Origin of the sequence: Rhizobium sp. 3T7, from assembly GCF_020166565.1 — a bacterium.
Lineage (GTDB): Bacteria > Pseudomonadota > Alphaproteobacteria > Rhizobiales > Rhizobiaceae > Rhizobium.
In genome coordinates this window covers 26,351-41,272 of the sequence record NZ_JAIQXS010000033.1, presented here as the reverse complement: position 1 = coordinate 41,272, position 14,922 = coordinate 26,351, and the positions used below count along the sequence as shown (strand labels likewise).

Here is a 14,922-nt window from a genome sequence, read left to right as displayed (position 1 = left end):
CGTGGCCTCGACAACCGCATGCGAGTTCTCCCGGTAGCGCTCCAGAAAGCCGCCAAGCGACTGGCGGTCGTTCTTCACCCGGCCGGAGCGTAGCGTCTTCCCGCCCGAATCCTGCACGACCAGATGGCTGTAGGATTTGTGGTAGTCGACGCCGATATGGTAATCATAAGAGGCAGTCATGCTTCCAACTCCCTTATTGAGATTTTCCGAACCCCAATAAGGTAAGCCGCAAGGCTGGAAGTGTGACTGTCCCTCGATCATCACCTGCATCTCAGTGATCCGTTCTCTCAGCGGCGCGGCCTCAGGAGGAGCGTTTGATCCTTCTCTCGGAGCCTTGCTAGACCTGTCGGGATCTTGCGCTAATCGACGACAGCCGGGCTGAAATCCTCTAGCTGCGGCGGTAATCACCAGGCGAGACACCAGCCTCTCGACGGAAAATCTGAGCAAAATGGCTGGGGCTCGAATATCCCACAGACATGCCAACCTCGATGATGCTGGTGTCGGTCTCCTGCAGAAGTTGCTGCGCTCTGGCGATGCGTTGGCGAATGAAGTAGCGGGAAGGAGAAAGGCCGGTCGCCCTCTTGAAGAGACGACTGAAATGGAACTCGCTGATGCCGGCGATTTGCGCCAAACGTGCCAGGTCGAACGGCTCCTCCAGGTGCGCCTCCATGAAGGCAATGGCCCGTCGTAGCTTTGCGCCAGGAAGCGCATTCGATGGCCGCATCTCTGCGTCATGGGTCGCGTATTGCCGGATAAGATGAACGGTCAGCGTCTGTGCCAATCCCTGAACGAACAGGCGGCTTCCCTGCCCTTCTGCCCTTAGTTCAGCATGGATCAGTTCCAGTATGCTGGAAAGCTGTTGGTCGCGGCCACCCGAGATGTCGCGCAGGCGCACGGCGCCGGCGGCCTTGCCGAGAATCTCTTCTGCCACCCGGTCAAAAAGCTGAACGGAGAGATAGAGATGCATTACCTGGAAAGGCTCGTCTCCGTCGGCACGCCAGCGCATTTCATAGGGAGTTGGCGAGCGCGTCAGAAAAAAGTCCCCAACTTTGACGGTGTTGGCTGTCCACTCCCCGCCCAGATCCCGTTCTTCCACACATGCCTGCCCGGATATCACCCAAACAACCAGGGGCTCGGCGACCGCCGGAACAAGAAAAGGTCGCTGCACCTTCAGGCGGGAAAACACCTGCACGAACATGTCCGTCCAGGCTGGTCCATCTCCGCTGACGAGTGCTCTGCCGGCAATGTATATCTCCAGCCCGGCAGGCGACGTGCGGAGCGGGATTGAAGATGCTTCCTCTTGGCTATCAACTGCCATGATGGCTCCAGGTGTGGCGACTGTGCATTGGCATGACTGATCGGCGCGCGCCACCTCTTCGTACTGATTTAGGGAAGAGCATACGTGCAACGCCGCCAACAGTCGCGGTTCGTTTGCAGGTACGGCCCTCATGTAAAGTAAGGCGGTATCCCTTCAGATTCCGCCCTCAGATCAGGATGGGCCCGACCGTCTAGCGCTATCGCTTGCGATAGAGAACCATTCCGGCATGATGCAGGACGCCATCGACAAAATCGCCGTCGGCCGTGAAGCCAGTATCGTCCCAATATTCGATGTGATTTCCGGACATTTCGTATCGCCCCTGATAGGCGCTTTGGCGCGTGCCGCGTGCCTCATCGTAGCGTCCGTTTGGCAGCAATTCGTGTCGGATGCGACCGTCCGCGGTCTCCCACATGCCGACATAGGAGTGGGACGAAGTGGCGTGGACGGTCATTGCGCCGTCCTCGTTTTGCCCAGGAACTTCTGGATGCTCTCGGGCTCGACGACCCACGCATAGTTCAGCTCATGGCGGATTTTCCATTTGCCGCCGGTGCATTCCCAGCCGAGCTGCGAGCGGCCGTCGAAGGCAATGACCTTGCCGTCAAGGCGATCGATGCGACCGACGAAGCCAAGCGTCGTCGAAGCGACGGTATCGCTCACGATCGCATCATGACCGCCCGTCAAGCCGTGCCGGACCGATCGCGCGGCGTTTTGCAGCGCCTCCCAGTTCGCACCATAGCGGGCGGAATCGCGGAAGAGCTGTGTGTCGCCGGGTGCGAAATTGTCGTAGAAAACCCCATTGGTGTTTTCCAAGTCGTAGAACCTTTTCAGCTTTTGAGAGAACACGAAACTAGCGTCGCCTCCATGGCGTTCCCAGCCTTTCATGATCCAGTCTGCATGAAGTGCGAGGGGAGCATCGGCTCCGTTCGATGGACATGAACTATCCTGCGCAGAAACTGGTCCGGCACAGACACCAATAGCCATGGCAGCGGCGAGTATGGTTTTGATGCGTGTCATTGGACTACCTTCCTTTGTTGATCAAGTTTCTTGTCTGTCGTGCCGCCAACTCGGGTTCGTCGTGGCACGAAGAATAGGTAGACAAGTCGGATTGTCGCTTGTATCTCCTTTCCGCTAACGTGATTGGTTAGCAAGCGTCGACAATGACTATCGATCTAAACCTTGTGCCTGTCTTTCTCGCAGTCGCCGAAGAGGGGAATTTCAGGGCGGCAGCTGACCGCCTCGGCGTCACACGCTCTGCCGTAAGCCAGGGAATCAGACGGCTAGAGGACGTCTGCGGCATCGCGCTCGTCAGCCGCACGACGCGCAGCGTGCGTCTTACCGAAGCGGGCGACCGGTTTCGTGAAGCATTGTCCCAGCCGATGAACGACGTAAGAACCGCGTTCGAGAACGTGACAGGCGACACCATGCCGAGTGGCTTGCTGCGGATCGCAGTCACGTCCATCGCGGAGCAGTTTCTCTCCGGGCCCCTGGTCGCTTCCTTCGCCGAGCGCCATCCCGGTATTTCGATCGACATCACGGTTACCGACGACATATTCGACATCGTTGCCGCGGGCTTCGATGCGGGAGTGCGGCTGGGTGAGGTCATTGAGCAGGATATGGTTGCGGTCCCGCTGACAAAAGAAGAGAGACAAGTGGTGGTCGCCACGCCGGGATATTTCGAGGCCCACGGGATCCCGCGCCATCCAAGGGAATTGGTGCATCACCGTTGCATCGGATGGCGCCCATCACCGAGCGCGGCTCCCTACCGATGGGAGTTCGAGCAGGATGGAATAGCCTTCGACGTCGCCGTTGAGCCCCAAATTACCACAAACGACTTACGTCTGATGATCCGGACAGCGCTCGCTGGCGGCGGCATCACCTTTGCATTGGAGGAGACTTTTCGCTCCTATATCGATCGCGGCGAGCTCACTACGGCACTGGACGACTTCCTGCCGCCTTTTCCCGGCTTCTTTCTATATTTCCCGAACCGGCGGAACATGGCGCCCAAACTGCGCGCGCTTATTGACCATGTTCGAGGGCACAGGCGAGCCGTTCCAGGCACAACGCAAGGCGCCAGGTGGCCCATTCGTGAGTGAGGATGATCCGCAAACAACAGCGACAACCCCGACAGGTTCAGGGTCAAACTGGCGAAGTAGCGGGTTTGCAAGCTGAATATGTCGATAAAAGCCAATTTCATCGACATGTTCTCGCAACAGGTCGTCGCCATCGACACATCAGCATGACGTGTCGACAAATCTGCGGACGCCGACATGTCATTCGATCCCAAACGGCCTCACAACGACCTGCCTTCCCTCCCCCGGAGCAATCGCTTAGGGCGTCGTTCCGCCCTCACCGGAATCGACCCCTTATAGCGAGATCAGACGGGCTTTCGAGCCGCGACGAAGCGGTTCATGGCATCGAAAGAGAAGGCCGCAATCGGCAGGCTGGTCCCACCCTCCAGTGCCAGGTCGGCGAGAATTTCGCCGACGACGCTTGTGAACTTGAAGCCATGCCCGGAACAGGGTGAGGCGATGACCACATTCGGATTGCCAGGCACGAGGTCAAGCAGGAAATCCTCGCTCGGCAGCATCGTATAGCGGCATGTCACCGCGTTGACGCGCAGCCCGGCGGCGGCAGGCACGCGCTTGGCGATAAAGCCATCGAGCAGTGCCGTGTCCGCATCATTGACCGGCGGATTGGGCTGGTTCGGGTCGATCGGCTCACGAAAATGCGCATGCCGGCCGACCTTCACGCCATCGACGCCGATTGCCGGGAAGCCAAAATACGAACCCTTTATCCCCTCGTCCCTCAGGAAACAGGGCATGCGCTGCGGCTCGGTCGCGAATCCGTCGCGCGGCTGATACCAGGCAACGACCTGGCGGATCGGGACAGCATGCTCTCTCAGTTGCGGAACGAGCTCGCCAATCCAGGAGCCGGTGGCGACCACGACTTTCCTGGCGCGATACTGGCCGACAGCAGAACGGATCGTCACACCACCATCCCCCGGCTCGATAGCGTTGGCCCGCTCGCCAAAGTGAAGGACCGCACCGTCCTCGGCCGCCAGTTTGAGATAACCCATCACGGCAGCCTCGGGTCTGAGATAGCCGCCCTGGGGATCAAGGACGGCGATTTCCTCATCGTCCAGCTGAAAGGCAGGAAACCGACGCGCCATATCCGCCTTGTCGAGAACCTCGTGCGGTAACCCATGCATCCTGCAGGACGCGCGCGTTCCCGCGACGATCTTGCTATCCTCAGCGCCAATTTGAAGGACGCCCGTGATCGTCAATATGTCTGCGCGAAGCTTGGCCTCTAAAGCGCGCCAGTTTCGATAGGCACGCTGCAGCAGCGGTACATAGGAAGGATCCTCGAAATAGCCGAGCCGAATGAGGCGGCTATCTCCATGTGAGGAACTGAGCGCATGGGCCGGAAAATAGGCATCGATCCCGATCGTCCTGGCGCCCCGCGCTGCAAGCAAGGAAAGGGCCGCACTCCCCATGGCGCCAAGCCCGATCACGGCGACGTCATATTCAGCTGTCATGGCTCATACTCACATCAGTTCGGGCGGCACTTCGTGACGGATAAGGGTTCGAAGCGCCTCTATGTCGCCGGCAAGAGGACGATCGTCGCCATAGTGCGCAACGACATGGCGTACGGCACGGTGGATTGCGTCCGTCCCCTTGGCGCGCGCAGCCTTTGGTGCAAGGAAGTCGTGCGTCTGGGCTGCAGCCATCAGCTCGATTGCGAGAATATATTCGGCGTTGCCGATCACAGACAAAAGCTTGTTTGCCGCCGCTGTCGGATGCGCAAGAAAGTCCTCCTGCAGGCCGGAGGTCAGGCCACCATCGGTGGAGGCTGGAGCAGCCAGCCTGCGGTTCTCGTTGGACAGCGCCGCTGCGGTGTATTGCGCGATCATGAAGCCGGAGTTGCTGCCGGCATCGCTCGCCAGAAACGGCGGCAGGCCGCTGACCAGCGGATTGACGAGCCGGTCCATACGGCGCTCGCTCATGGCCGATATCTGCGCAAGCGCGATCGCCAGGCTGTCTGAGGCTTGCGCAAGGGCCGGCGCCACAGCGTGAGCCTCCGACGAGACAACCGGATTTTCGGGCGTTCCTGAAACCGCCGGGTTGTCGGTCACCGAGGCAAGTTCGCGATCGACAACCTCAGACGCAACGTCAAAAACGTCGCGTGCAGCGCCGTGCGCATGCGGGACCGAGCGCAGGCTCAGTGCATCCTGTGTTCGCTTTCCGAGCGCTGCCGCGATCAGGTCGCTACCATCCAAAAGTCGTCGCAACGTAGCGCCGACTTTCGCAATTCCGCGCGATGGGCGCAGCGCCAAGACGGCTTCGTCAAAAGCCGCCATCTGGCACCCCGCCGCCTCCAGCGTCAGGGCCGCGACCGCATCGGCCCAATCGAGTAGATGGTCAGCGCGTGCCAGGGCGACACTGGCCAGACCTGTTGCACAGGCCGTACCATTGACAAGGCTCAATCCTTCCTTCGCACCGAGCACGAGCGGCGGAAGGCCGATCGCATTCAGGGCCTCGCGACCATTCATCCGCTTGCCCGCGACCGATGCACGTCCCTCGCCGATCAGGACGAGTGCCGTATGCGCATTGTGTGTCAGGTAACCGGCCGAGCCCTTTGATGGGATATCCGGCACGCAGTCCCGTTCCAGAAATGCCGCAAGGTGACGGATGATATCCGCACGCACGCCGGAATGCCCGTGCGAAAAATTGGCGATTTGCGCAGCGATGATCGCTCGAACCTCGCGCGGCGCCAACAGCTCGCCGACCCCGCAGGCATGGCTCAGGATAATGTTGCGCGATAGCCGGCTCTGGGAGGCGCGATCGACCACCGTATCGGAGAGCGCGCCGACGCCGGTATTGATGCCGTAGGCGCGCACGCCGGTTTCGACGATCCGTTCGACGATGCGGCTGGCATTGTCCACGCGAGCCCAGGCAGCAGGCGAAAGCGCAAGCGTCTCGCCTGCTGCGACGCGTGCCACGTCGCGCCAGCCGATCCGCGTCTCGATGGTGACGGTCATTGTCCGCTTCCGAAATGGCCGATGAACTGGCGAAAGGCGGGCGAAGCGCCGCCACCGAACATTTCGTCCGGCGCGCCGCTGCTTTCGACCAGGCCTTGCTTCATGAAGACAACCCGGTTGGAGACGTTGCGGGCAAAGCTCATCTCGTGGGTGACCACCAACATGGTCATCCCCTCCTCGGCAAGTGCGCGCATGACACGCAACACCTCACCGACGAGTTCGGGGTCGAGCGCGGAGGTCGGCTCATCGAAAAGCATGACCTTCGGCTTCATCGCGAGCGCGCGGGCAATTGCGGCACGCTGCTGCTGGCCGCCGGAGAGATGCGCGGGATAGGCATGTCGCTTGTCGGCAATGCCGACTTTTTCCAAGAGCGCCTCGGCTTCGGCGATGCATTCGGCGCGCGGACGCTTAAGGACATGAACCGGTCCCTCGATCACATTCTGCAGGATCGTCATGTGCGACCAAAGGTTGAATGACTGGAAAACCATTCCGAGTTCCGAGCGGATGTGGTCGACCTGTTTCTGGCTTGCAGGGCGGCTCACGCCGCCCTTGTGGATCATGCGGATCTGCTCGCCATCCACCCAGATCTCGCCGTCGGTTGCTATCTCCAGCAGGTTGATGCAACGCAGGAAGGTCGATTTTCCGGAGCCGGAGGCCCCGAGCAGGGAGATGACGTCGCCATCCTGAGCATCGAGCGAGATGCCACGCAGGACCTCATGCGTGCCGAAGCTCTTGCGGATGTTGCGGACGGAAAGTCGGGTAACGCCTGGCATTGAAAGCTCCAATCGTGTCCGTTCCGCTCTTAGGCTTTCAACGCCGGCGGGATCGCACGGCGGTGTCGCGAGAGCGAATACTCGAGCAGGGACATCGCCTGCAGAATGATGAAGTTGAGAACGAGGTAGATGATGGCCGCACAGAGGAATACTTCCATCGTCCGGTAGGTCTGCGAGATCAGGCGCTGCGCCACGCCGGTCACTTCCCATACGGTGACCAGGCTTGCGAGCGCGGTCGATTTCATCATCAGGACGATCTCGGTGGAATAGGCCGGCAACGCGTGACGGAAGGCGATCGGCGCTAGAATGCGGCGCACGAGCAGCGCGCCGGACATGCCGATCGAGCGAGCGGCCTCGATCTCACGTGGCGAGACGGCGCGAATGCCACCGCGGAAAATTTCAGCGGAGTAGCCTGCGGTGCAGAGCGCCAGAGAAAGCACTGCGCAAACGAACGGTTCGCGCAAGAACGGCCAGAGGAAGGAATAGCGGATGAAACCGAACTGGCCAAGGCCGTAGAAGACGAGGAACATCTGGATCAGCAGCGGCGAGCCGCGAAAGACGAAGATGTATCCCTTGGCAATCGCCGACAGCACCGGATTGCCGCCGACGCGCATCCAGACGATCAGGAGCGCTAGAAGGCCACCGAAGAAGACCGATAGGGAGAACAGAGCCAAGGTCATCGGGACGGCCTTGAGCAGGGTGGTCATCGTTTGAGCGAGAAAAGCGAAATCCATCGTGCTACCTCATGCCTTTCCCATGGCCGCCGTCGGCATGCTGCGATTGGCGCGTCGCTCGGCGCCATTAAAGACCCGGTCAGATAGGCTTGTCAGGATCAGATAGAGGATCCCTCCGACGATGAAGAACAGGAAATATTGTCGCGTGGAACCGGCAGCGACCTGACTGGTGCGCATCAGTTCCGCCAGGCCAGTCACCGAGATCAATGCCGAGTCCTTCAGGCTGAGCTGCCAGACATTGCCGAGACCAGGGATCGCCAAACGCAGCACCTGTGGGATGATGATCCGGCGAAACCGCAGGCCACGATGCATGCCAATGGCAGATGCCGCCTCCAACTCGCCCTTGGAAATGGCAAGGTAGGCTCCGCGGAAAACTTCCGCCTGATAGGCGCCGGAGATGATACCCACAGCCAGCGCACCCGCGAGGAAGGAGGGCAGCCCGAGGAAGCCCTCGTAGCCCATCGCCTTGCCGATCGAGGTGACCGCGGAGGAACCCCCGAAATAGATGAGATAGATGATGAGCAGTTCGGGCACGCCGCGAAAGACGGTCGTGTAGACGTTGCCGAGCGCGACGAGCGACGCCCTGCCGGATAGCTTGGCCGCAGAGATTGTCGCACCAAGCACGGCTCCGATCGCAAGCGCGCTTGCAGTCACGGCGAGTGTCATCAACGTGGCGAGCAGAAGCAGCGCGCCCCATCCGGTCGAACCGAATCCAATCAGTTCCAGTGTTGCCATATCATGTTCCCCGCGCCCGCCGCTGTCTCGGCGGTGTCAGAATAGCATGCGGTCCCCGGCGTTGAAGCCGGAGACCGGGACGTCCGGCCTCCGCCGGAAATCAGTTCTGCGGGCTGACGTCGACCTTGAACCACTTCATCGACAGGTTCTTGACGGTGCCGTCGGCGAGCGCCGACTTGATCGCTTCGTTGAACTTGTCGCGAAGGTCGGTATCTGCCTGACGGATACCGAGGCCTTCACCTTCGCCCCAGATCGAGCCAACGATTTCAGGGCCTGTAAAGGCCAGCGTATCGTTTGCGGACTGGAAGGCATTGGCGAAGTAGACGGCATCGTCGAAGCCGAGATCGATACGGCCGTTCTGCAGATCGAGATCGCGGTCGGCGCCAGTCTTGTATTCGCGGATTTCTGCGATGTCGCCGAAATTGTCGTAAACGAACTTGGCATAGACGGTGGCGGCCTGAATGCCGATCGTCTTGCCCTTGAAGGCTTCCTTCAGCGCATCCACTTCCTTAACGCCGGTCTGGCCGGGCGTCATCTTGATCGTTGCTCCGGTGCCGGCTGCGTTGGCAAGCGGGCTATCCTTGGCCGTTGCAAAGGCTGCCGGCGTCGCAGCGTAGGGGATCGTGAAGCCAATGACCTTCTTGCGGTCCTCGGTGATCGACAGTGCATCCATGATGACATCGAACTTGCCGGCATTGAGCGCAGGGATCATGCCGTCCCAGTCGGAAGCAACGAGCTTGCATTCGATCTTGGCCCGTTCGCACAGAACTTTGGCAAGCTCTGGTTCGAAGCCGCCGAGTGTGCCGTCGGCATTGGTCATGTTCCAAGGCGCGTAGGCGCCCTCAAGTGTAATGGTGGCAGTCTTCCAGTCCTTGGCGGCGACAGGAGCGGCGAAGGCCGAAAGCGCAAAGGCGCTGGAAAGAAGAAGCGCGCTGAATTTCATTGGTTCTATCTCCTCTGAAGTGACGATTGACCTTGCGGTCCGACACCGGTCTTCGCCGGCTTGCCCGATGCCGACCTTTGCTGGCCGAGCTTTCGAGAGGTTGTATAGGGTACCATATGAGATATTTTGTGTTATGCAAGAGGAAAGTCGATTTATCGAGCGGATTCCGCCGTTGCAAAAGGAATAGGCAATGAAGCGTCCAAGCGAGATGAAGAGGGATAACGATACCGCACCGCTCTACGCCGGTGTCAAGCAAATGATACTCGACCGCATCCATAGCGGCGAGTGGCCTCCGAAGCATCGCGTGCCTTCCGAAAACGAACTGGTCACGGAGCTCGGCGTAAGCAAGATGACCGCCAACCGGGCGCTGCGTGAACTCGCAAGCGAGGGCGAGCTGGTTCGTATTCAGGGCGTTGGCTCCTTTGTGGCGGAGCGCAAGGGCTACTCGGCCTTGTTCGAGGTGCGCAACATCGCCGAAGAGATTGCTGAGCGCGGCAACGTGCATGAGGCCTCGGTGGTGATTTTAGCCCAGGAAGCAGCCTCTCCAGAGACGGCGGACGCGCTGGAGCTCGATATCGGCGCGCCTGTCTTTCACTCCTTGATCGTGCATAGCGAAAACGGCGTGCCGGTGCAGATCGAAGACCGTTTCGTCAATCCGGCAGCAGCCCCCGACTACCTGGCGCAGGATTTTGCCTCACTGACACCGAACGCCTATCTGACGGCAGCCGCCCCGCTCAGCGGATCCGAACACATTGTCGAGGCCGCGATGCCGCAGTCCTGGGAGTGCAAGCTCTTGACCATCCTCAAGAACGAACCATGCCTGGCGATCCGCCGCCGGACCTGGTCAGGGCGGCACGTCGTCTCGACGGCTCGCCTCATCTATCCCGGAAACCGCTACCGGCTGGAGGCCCGCACTGGAAAGGTGTTTGAGGAATAGCCGAGGTTGTATATGGAACGCGTGTGTTTCCACACTTACCTAGCCAATCCGCGGATAGCCAAGTGCGACGGCCTTGCGTTCCAAATCCAGAAGAGGCTCATAGTCTGCTTCGGAAAGGGTGACAAAATCCGAAAGCGAAAGCGTTTCGCGGACGCGCGCCAAGGAGGGCTCGGCGATCGCCGATTGAAGCGCATCGCGCAGTTGCTCGACCTCACGATCCGAGGCGCCGCTGGAGGTAATGAAGGGCAGTCCGGGACCGCTGGCCGTCTCGGCAAGGATGCGCAGACTGGTAAGTCTCTCCGGCGCAAAACGCCCTATGTTGCCGTAGGTCACACAATCGATTGCGGCAACGTCGGCCCTGCCGGCCGCAACTGCAGCGATGCTCGCCCCATGGGCGCCGGTCTCGATCACCTCGGAAAAGAAACATCCACCTTCAGCGAGCGGGGCTATCTCGGCACGGAAGAGATTGCTGCCCGAGTTGCTCTCATGGTTGTTGACTGCGGCACGCAAACCGCGGAGATCGGCAAGCGATCGAGCTGTCGCGTCCTTATGAACGACAATGAAACTGCGCATTAAGGGGCCGTCGCAACTGGGCAGATCGTAGATTGGCGTTGCGACGAGACGAACGGAGCTGCGCAGTCGCCTCGCATAGGGATAACCGCAGGTCTGCGCGAGGATGAGATCTGGATAGAGCCAGGCTTGGTCGTAGGACAACGAACGATCGAGTTCCGTTGGCAGGTCGGACAACCCAGCCTCTTCTCGAAGGTAGCCGCTGATGTAGCGCCATAGCGCAGCGGTCGCCTCCATCAACGGCGGTGGATCGACATACATCGACAGGCTGGCGAGGCGCATTTTCCAAGTCTCTTCGTTGGCGCGCCGCGAACATAGTCACGCGCCGACGAATTGCCAATGATATCAGTCAGCGTTGCACATCGAGCCCGATATCCAGCGTTGGGGCGCTGTGCGTGCACCAGCCAACCGACACGAGATCAACACCGGAGGCGGCGATTGCAGCGACCGTCGCGGGTGTTACCCGACCCGAGGCCTCGGTGATCGCACGGCCGTTGACGATTGCGACCGCTTCGCGCAGTTGCGTCGGCGTCATATTATCGAGCAGGACTGCATCGACGCCCTGTTCCATAGCCTCCCGCAGCTGCTCAAGCGTGTCCACCTCGACCTCGATCTTGACCATGTGCCCGACGCCAGCGCGGGCGCGGGCGATCGCCGCGGCAACGCCGCCAGCAATCGCCACGTGATTATCCTTGATCAGGACAGCATCATGAAGTGCGAACCGATGGTTCATGCCGCCACCTGCGCGAACTGCATATTTTTCCAGGGCCCGCAGCCCCGGCGTCGTCTTGCGGGTGCAGGCAATCGATGCCTTCGTGCCGCTGACAGCTTCGACCAGGCTTGCCGTCACCGTCGCAATGCCGGACAGGTGTCCAAGAAAATTGAGCGCGGTGCGCTCCCCCGTCAGCAAGCCGCGCGAAGGCCCGGTGATCGTGGCAATGGTGTCGCCTGGTTCGACGCGCGACCCGTCCTCCATGTGGCGGGTCATCGTGATTGCGGCCTCGACGAGCTGGAAGGCGAGCTCGGCGGCGTCGAGACCGGCAATGACACCAGGCTGCCGCGCGACCATGATCAAAGACGAGCGGTGATCCGCCGGGATGACGGCGGCCGAAGTGATGTCGCCGGCTAGGCCTAGATCTTCGACGAGGGCCGCGCGCACCAACGGTTCGATAACAAGGCGCGGCAAAGGGGCAAGAGACATGTCAGGCACTCCGGGCAAAAGAATGGGCGTCGGCACGCGCGACATCGAGCACATCGGCGAGCGTCATGAAACGGCGTTCGGCAAGCGGCAGCTGCAGTGGAAAATCGGTGCGCGCGTGCGCGCCGCGGCTCTCCTTGCGCAGCATAGCAAAGACGGCAATCGTCAACGCAACAATCGCCGGATCGGCGGCAGGTCCGTCGGCTTCGGCGAGCGGCAACAGGGCCGCGATTGCTCCCTGGAGAGCCCCGGCATTCCGCAGCACGCCGAGGTGGCGCGACACGATCGCGCGCACGGACGAGGCATCTGCCGCGGACACAGGCGACACTGCCGGCGCCGCCCGAACCCGACCCGTGGACGTCCCGCCAAGATCACGGGCAGCCCGCATGCCTAGCACGGCCGCCTCGAGCAACGAGTTGCTGGCCAGACGATTGGCGCCATGCAGCCCGGTCGAGGCCGCCTCGCCGACCACCCAAAGGCCTGGAACCGAGCTGCGTCCCGTCAAATCGGTCGCAACTCCGCCCATGTGGTAGTGAACTGCAGGGCGCACCGGTATGAGATCGATTGCCGGATCGATGCCGGCCTCGTGGCATAACGCCTGGATTGTCGGAAATCGGAGTGCAAAGCGATCGCCGAGCGCGCAACGGGCATCCAAGAAGACATGCCGCCCCAGTGAAAGTTCTGCGCTGATGGCGCGCGCAACAACGTCGCGCGGCGCCAGTTCTCGTCCGTCGATGCCCGACATAAAGCGTTCGCCCCTGTCGTTGACGAGGACGGCGCCCTCGCCGCGCACCGCCTCGCTGACGAGCGCCAGCGGCCGGCGCGCAGAATCAAGACCCGTCGGGTGAAATTGCACGAATTCCATGTCGGCAAGGCGGGCCCCCGCCCTGGCCGCTAGCGCAAGTCCCTGGCCGAAATTGCACATGGGATTGGTCGTCGCGTCATAGAGCCCGCCGATACCACCCGTCGCCAGCACCACCCTGTTGGTCATGATGGCGGCAATCTGCGCGCGTCTAGAAACAATCAGACCGGTGACTGAGCCGTCATGGACCATGAGCGAGCGCAACTCGGTTGCTTGAAGTACCGTGATCGAAGGCGTGTTGGCGACCGCTCGTACGAAAGCGGCAACAATCGCAGCACCAGATCCGTCGCCTGACGCATGCACGATGCGTCGACGCGAATGCGCGGCCTCCAGACCAAGTACCAGCCTCCCCAGGCCGTCCCTGTCAAAAGAGACGCCGGCACGCTCGAGGGCCGCAATGGCGGCCGGGCCCTCAGCGATAATCTCGGATGCAGCTTGCAGATCACACAGCCCGCAGCCGGCAGCAAGCGTATCGGAAAGGTGTAGCTCAGCGCTGTCGTCCTCACCAAGACTGGCCGCGATTCCGCCTTGCGCCCAGGCGCTTGATGTCTGCGTCCCAATGGCGCCGCGGGTGATGAGAACGACGGGCTGCGGCGCTAGCGTCAATGCCGTTATCAGACCGGCGAGCCCGCTTCCAACGACGACAACCTGTCCGCTCAACGCGTCGAGAAGCTCGGTCATATCGCAAGCATCCGCTCGACGGCACGCCGGGCGGCGACGGCAATGTCGGGGTCGACCCTGACCTCGTGGCGATTTTCCTCCAGTGCGGTACGGATGTTGGCGAGCGTGATCCGCTTCATGTGCGGACAAAGATTGCAGGGGCGGATGAACTCGACATCGGGATGATGCACCGCGACGTTGTCGCTCATCGAGCACTCGGTCAAGAGAACGACGCGGGCCGGACGCTGCTGCCCGACGAAATCGGACATCACCGCGGTCGATCCAGCGAAGTCCGCCTCGGCGACGACATCCGGCGGACATTCGGGATGCGCCAACACGGTTACACCAGGATAATTCTCGCGCAACTGCCTGACGTCATCTGCCGTAAACAGCTCATGGACCTCACAGTGTCCATGCCAGGCAAGCACCTCGACCGTCGTTTCGCGTGCAACGTTGCGGGCGAGATACTCGTCCGGGATCATCAGCACCCGTGATACACCGAGAGACTCGACGACCTGCTTGGCGTTCCCGGATGTGCAGCAGATATCGGACGCTGCCTTCACGGCCGCGGAGGTATTCACATAGGTGATAATAGGCACTCCGGGGTGCGCTTCGCGTAGCAGCGCCACGTCCTCAGGCGTGATCGAATCCGCCAGTGAGCAGCCCGCCCCCATATCCGGGATAAGCACTGTCTTGTTAGGATTGAGGAGCTTGGCCGTTTCGGCCATGAAATGCACCCCGGCAAGCACGATGACGTCTGCCTCGACGTCGATCGCCTTGCGCGCCAGCGCCAGGCTGTCGCCGACGATATCGGCGACGCCGTGGAAAATCTCCGGCGTCTGGTAATTGTGTGCGAGAATGACGGCGTTGCGCTGCCGCTTCAGCTCGAGGATCGCCTCGACGTCATCTTCGAACGACATCCACTCCGCCTTGGGAATGACGCGGCGAACGCGCTCATAGAGGGAGGACGCGGAAACGCGGTGGTTCATGGCCGACTCCTGCTTATGCTCTATCTGAGTATATTATGCGCCGATTGATATTCTCATATTGAGCATATGTCAATTGCGGGAGAGCGGCAGTTTTCCGCGACGGCGCGTTCTTCCCGGAAGATGCGACTGAGATTGCTCCTGAACAGGTGGCATTCCGGATGTAGT

General features: G+C 61.0%; 15 protein-coding genes and 1 pseudogene. 2 read left to right on the top strand and 14 right to left on the bottom strand.

The window, feature by feature from the left end; all coding sequences use genetic code 11:
* The 4 genes and pseudogenes from K9B32_RS27565 to K9B32_RS27550 all read right to left on the bottom strand — a co-directional run.
* Nucleotides 1-270 (bottom strand): annotated as a pseudogene (locus K9B32_RS27565) (IS110 family transposase); the annotation flags it as partial.
* 118 nt (nt 271-388) lie between these two features.
* Nucleotides 389-1,318 carry a helix-turn-helix domain-containing protein gene (locus tag K9B32_RS27560; RefSeq protein WP_224568288.1) on the bottom strand — a complete coding sequence of 310 codons (930 nt, stop codon included), beginning with the start codon at nt 1,316-1,318 and terminating at the stop codon, nt 389-391.
* A 196-nt stretch (nt 1,319-1,514) separates the two neighbouring features.
* A complete protein-coding gene (locus tag K9B32_RS27555; protein ID WP_224568286.1) occupies nt 1,515-1,769 on the bottom strand; it encodes an Atu4866 domain-containing protein in 255 nt (84 codons plus the stop codon).
* Nucleotides 1,766-2,332: a hypothetical protein gene (locus K9B32_RS27550; protein ID WP_224568284.1), complete on the bottom strand. Its 567-nt coding sequence runs from the start codon at nt 2,330-2,332 to the stop codon at nt 1,766-1,768. The genes K9B32_RS27555 and K9B32_RS27550 overlap by 4 nt, the downstream gene beginning before the upstream one ends.
* A 143-nt stretch (nt 2,333-2,475) precedes the next feature.
* Here K9B32_RS27550 and K9B32_RS27545 point away from each other — a divergent pair, with 143 nt between their 5' ends.
* On the top strand, nt 2,476-3,411 hold the full coding sequence (locus tag K9B32_RS27545; RefSeq protein WP_224568282.1) for a LysR family transcriptional regulator: 936 nt from the start codon (nt 2,476-2,478) through the stop codon (nt 3,409-3,411).
* Between the two features lie 281 nt (nt 3,412-3,692).
* On the opposite strand, the gene solA is transcribed toward K9B32_RS27545, so the two are convergent.
* The 6 genes from solA to K9B32_RS27515 form a co-directional block, all read right to left on the bottom strand.
* Entirely contained in the window at nt 3,693-4,853 is a 1,161-nt protein-coding gene (gene solA, locus K9B32_RS27540) for an N-methyl-L-tryptophan oxidase (RefSeq protein WP_224568279.1), read from the bottom strand.
* A 9-nt stretch (nt 4,854-4,862) separates the two neighbouring features.
* On the bottom strand, nt 4,863-6,356 hold the full coding sequence (gene hutH, locus K9B32_RS27535) for a histidine ammonia-lyase (RefSeq protein ID WP_224568277.1): 1,494 nt from the start codon (nt 6,354-6,356) through the stop codon (nt 4,863-4,865).
* Nucleotides 6,353-7,129: an ABC transporter ATP-binding protein gene (locus K9B32_RS27530; RefSeq protein WP_224568275.1), complete on the bottom strand. Its 777-nt coding sequence runs from the start codon at nt 7,127-7,129 to the stop codon at nt 6,353-6,355. The genes hutH and K9B32_RS27530 overlap by 4 nt, the downstream gene beginning before the upstream one ends.
* Nucleotides 7,130-7,158: 29 nt before the next feature.
* On the bottom strand, nt 7,159-7,863 hold the full coding sequence (locus K9B32_RS27525; RefSeq protein ID WP_007795665.1) for an ABC transporter permease: 705 nt from the start codon (nt 7,861-7,863) through the stop codon (nt 7,159-7,161).
* 9 nt (nt 7,864-7,872) lie between these two features.
* The gene (locus tag K9B32_RS27520) at nt 7,873-8,598 is read right to left on the bottom strand and encodes an ABC transporter permease (RefSeq protein ID WP_224568273.1); all 726 of its coding nucleotides are present in this window, start codon (nt 8,596-8,598) and stop codon (nt 7,873-7,875) included.
* Between the two features lie 100 nt (nt 8,599-8,698).
* Nucleotides 8,699-9,541, bottom strand: a complete 843-nt coding sequence (locus K9B32_RS27515) for a transporter substrate-binding domain-containing protein (protein WP_007795659.1) — start codon at nt 9,539-9,541, stop codon at nt 8,699-8,701.
* A 190-nt stretch (nt 9,542-9,731) separates the two neighbouring features.
* Between K9B32_RS27515 and hutC the strand changes: the two genes are divergently transcribed.
* Nucleotides 9,732-10,478, top strand: coding sequence for a histidine utilization repressor (hutC, locus tag K9B32_RS27510; protein WP_224568272.1), 747 nt, complete (start codon nt 9,732-9,734; stop codon nt 10,476-10,478).
* 39 nt (nt 10,479-10,517) lie between these two features.
* Here hutC and K9B32_RS27505 read toward each other — a convergent pair whose 3' ends face one another.
* The 4 genes from K9B32_RS27505 to nadA form a co-directional block, all read right to left on the bottom strand.
* Nucleotides 10,518-11,330 carry a phosphate/phosphite/phosphonate ABC transporter substrate-binding protein gene (locus K9B32_RS27505; protein ID WP_224568271.1) on the bottom strand — a complete coding sequence of 271 codons (813 nt, stop codon included), beginning with the start codon at nt 11,328-11,330 and terminating at the stop codon, nt 10,518-10,520.
* A gap of 67 nt (nt 11,331-11,397) precedes the next feature.
* Entirely contained in the window at nt 11,398-12,249 is an 852-nt protein-coding gene (nadC, locus tag K9B32_RS27500) for a carboxylating nicotinate-nucleotide diphosphorylase (RefSeq protein WP_224568270.1), read from the bottom strand.
* A gap of 1 nt (nt 12,250) precedes the next feature.
* Entirely contained in the window at nt 12,251-13,789 is a 1,539-nt protein-coding gene (locus tag K9B32_RS27495; protein ID WP_224568269.1) for an L-aspartate oxidase, read from the bottom strand.
* The gene (gene nadA, locus K9B32_RS27490; RefSeq protein ID WP_224568268.1) at nt 13,786-14,757 is read right to left on the bottom strand and encodes a quinolinate synthase NadA; all 972 of its coding nucleotides are present in this window, start codon (nt 14,755-14,757) and stop codon (nt 13,786-13,788) included. Before nadA ends, K9B32_RS27495 begins: the two co-directional genes overlap by 4 nt.
* Nucleotides 14,758-14,922: the final 165 nt, after the last annotated feature.

Bases quoted from the DNA above. Each gene is read 5' to 3' on its own strand.
- nadC (WP_224568270.1), bottom strand. From the start codon at position 12,249: ATGTCTCTTGCCCCTTTGCCGCGCCTTGTTATCGAACCGTTGGTGCGC.
- K9B32_RS27520 (WP_224568273.1), bottom strand. From the start codon at position 8,598: ATGGCAACACTGGAACTGATTGGATTCGGTTCGACCGGATGGGGCGCG.
- K9B32_RS27545 (WP_224568282.1), top strand. From the start codon at position 2,476: ATGACTATCGATCTAAACCTTGTGCCTGTCTTTCTCGCAGTCGCCGAA.
- solA (WP_224568279.1), bottom strand. From the start codon at position 4,853: ATGACAGCTGAATATGACGTCGCCGTGATCGGGCTTGGCGCCATGGGG.
- hutH (WP_224568277.1), bottom strand. From the start codon at position 6,356: ATGACCGTCACCATCGAGACGCGGATCGGCTGGCGCGACGTGGCACGC.
- hutC (WP_224568272.1), top strand. From the start codon at position 9,732: ATGAAGCGTCCAAGCGAGATGAAGAGGGATAACGATACCGCACCGCTC.
- K9B32_RS27550 (WP_224568284.1), bottom strand. From the start codon at position 2,332: ATGACACGCATCAAAACCATACTCGCCGCTGCCATGGCTATTGGTGTC.
- K9B32_RS27505 (WP_224568271.1), bottom strand. From the start codon at position 11,330: ATGCGCCTCGCCAGCCTGTCGATGTATGTCGATCCACCGCCGTTGATG.
- K9B32_RS27555 (WP_224568286.1), bottom strand. From the start codon at position 1,769: ATGACCGTCCACGCCACTTCGTCCCACTCCTATGTCGGCATGTGGGAG.
- K9B32_RS27530 (WP_224568275.1), bottom strand. From the start codon at position 7,129: ATGCCAGGCGTTACCCGACTTTCCGTCCGCAACATCCGCAAGAGCTTC.
- K9B32_RS27560 (WP_224568288.1), bottom strand. From the start codon at position 1,318: ATGGCAGTTGATAGCCAAGAGGAAGCATCTTCAATCCCGCTCCGCACG.
- K9B32_RS27515 (WP_007795659.1), bottom strand. From the start codon at position 9,541: ATGAAATTCAGCGCGCTTCTTCTTTCCAGCGCCTTTGCGCTTTCGGCC.
- K9B32_RS27495 (WP_224568269.1), bottom strand. From the start codon at position 13,789: ATGACCGAGCTTCTCGACGCGTTGAGCGGACAGGTTGTCGTCGTTGGA.
- nadA (WP_224568268.1), bottom strand. From the start codon at position 14,757: ATGAACCACCGCGTTTCCGCGTCCTCCCTCTATGAGCGCGTTCGCCGC.
- K9B32_RS27525 (WP_007795665.1), bottom strand. From the start codon at position 7,863: ATGGATTTCGCTTTTCTCGCTCAAACGATGACCACCCTGCTCAAGGCC.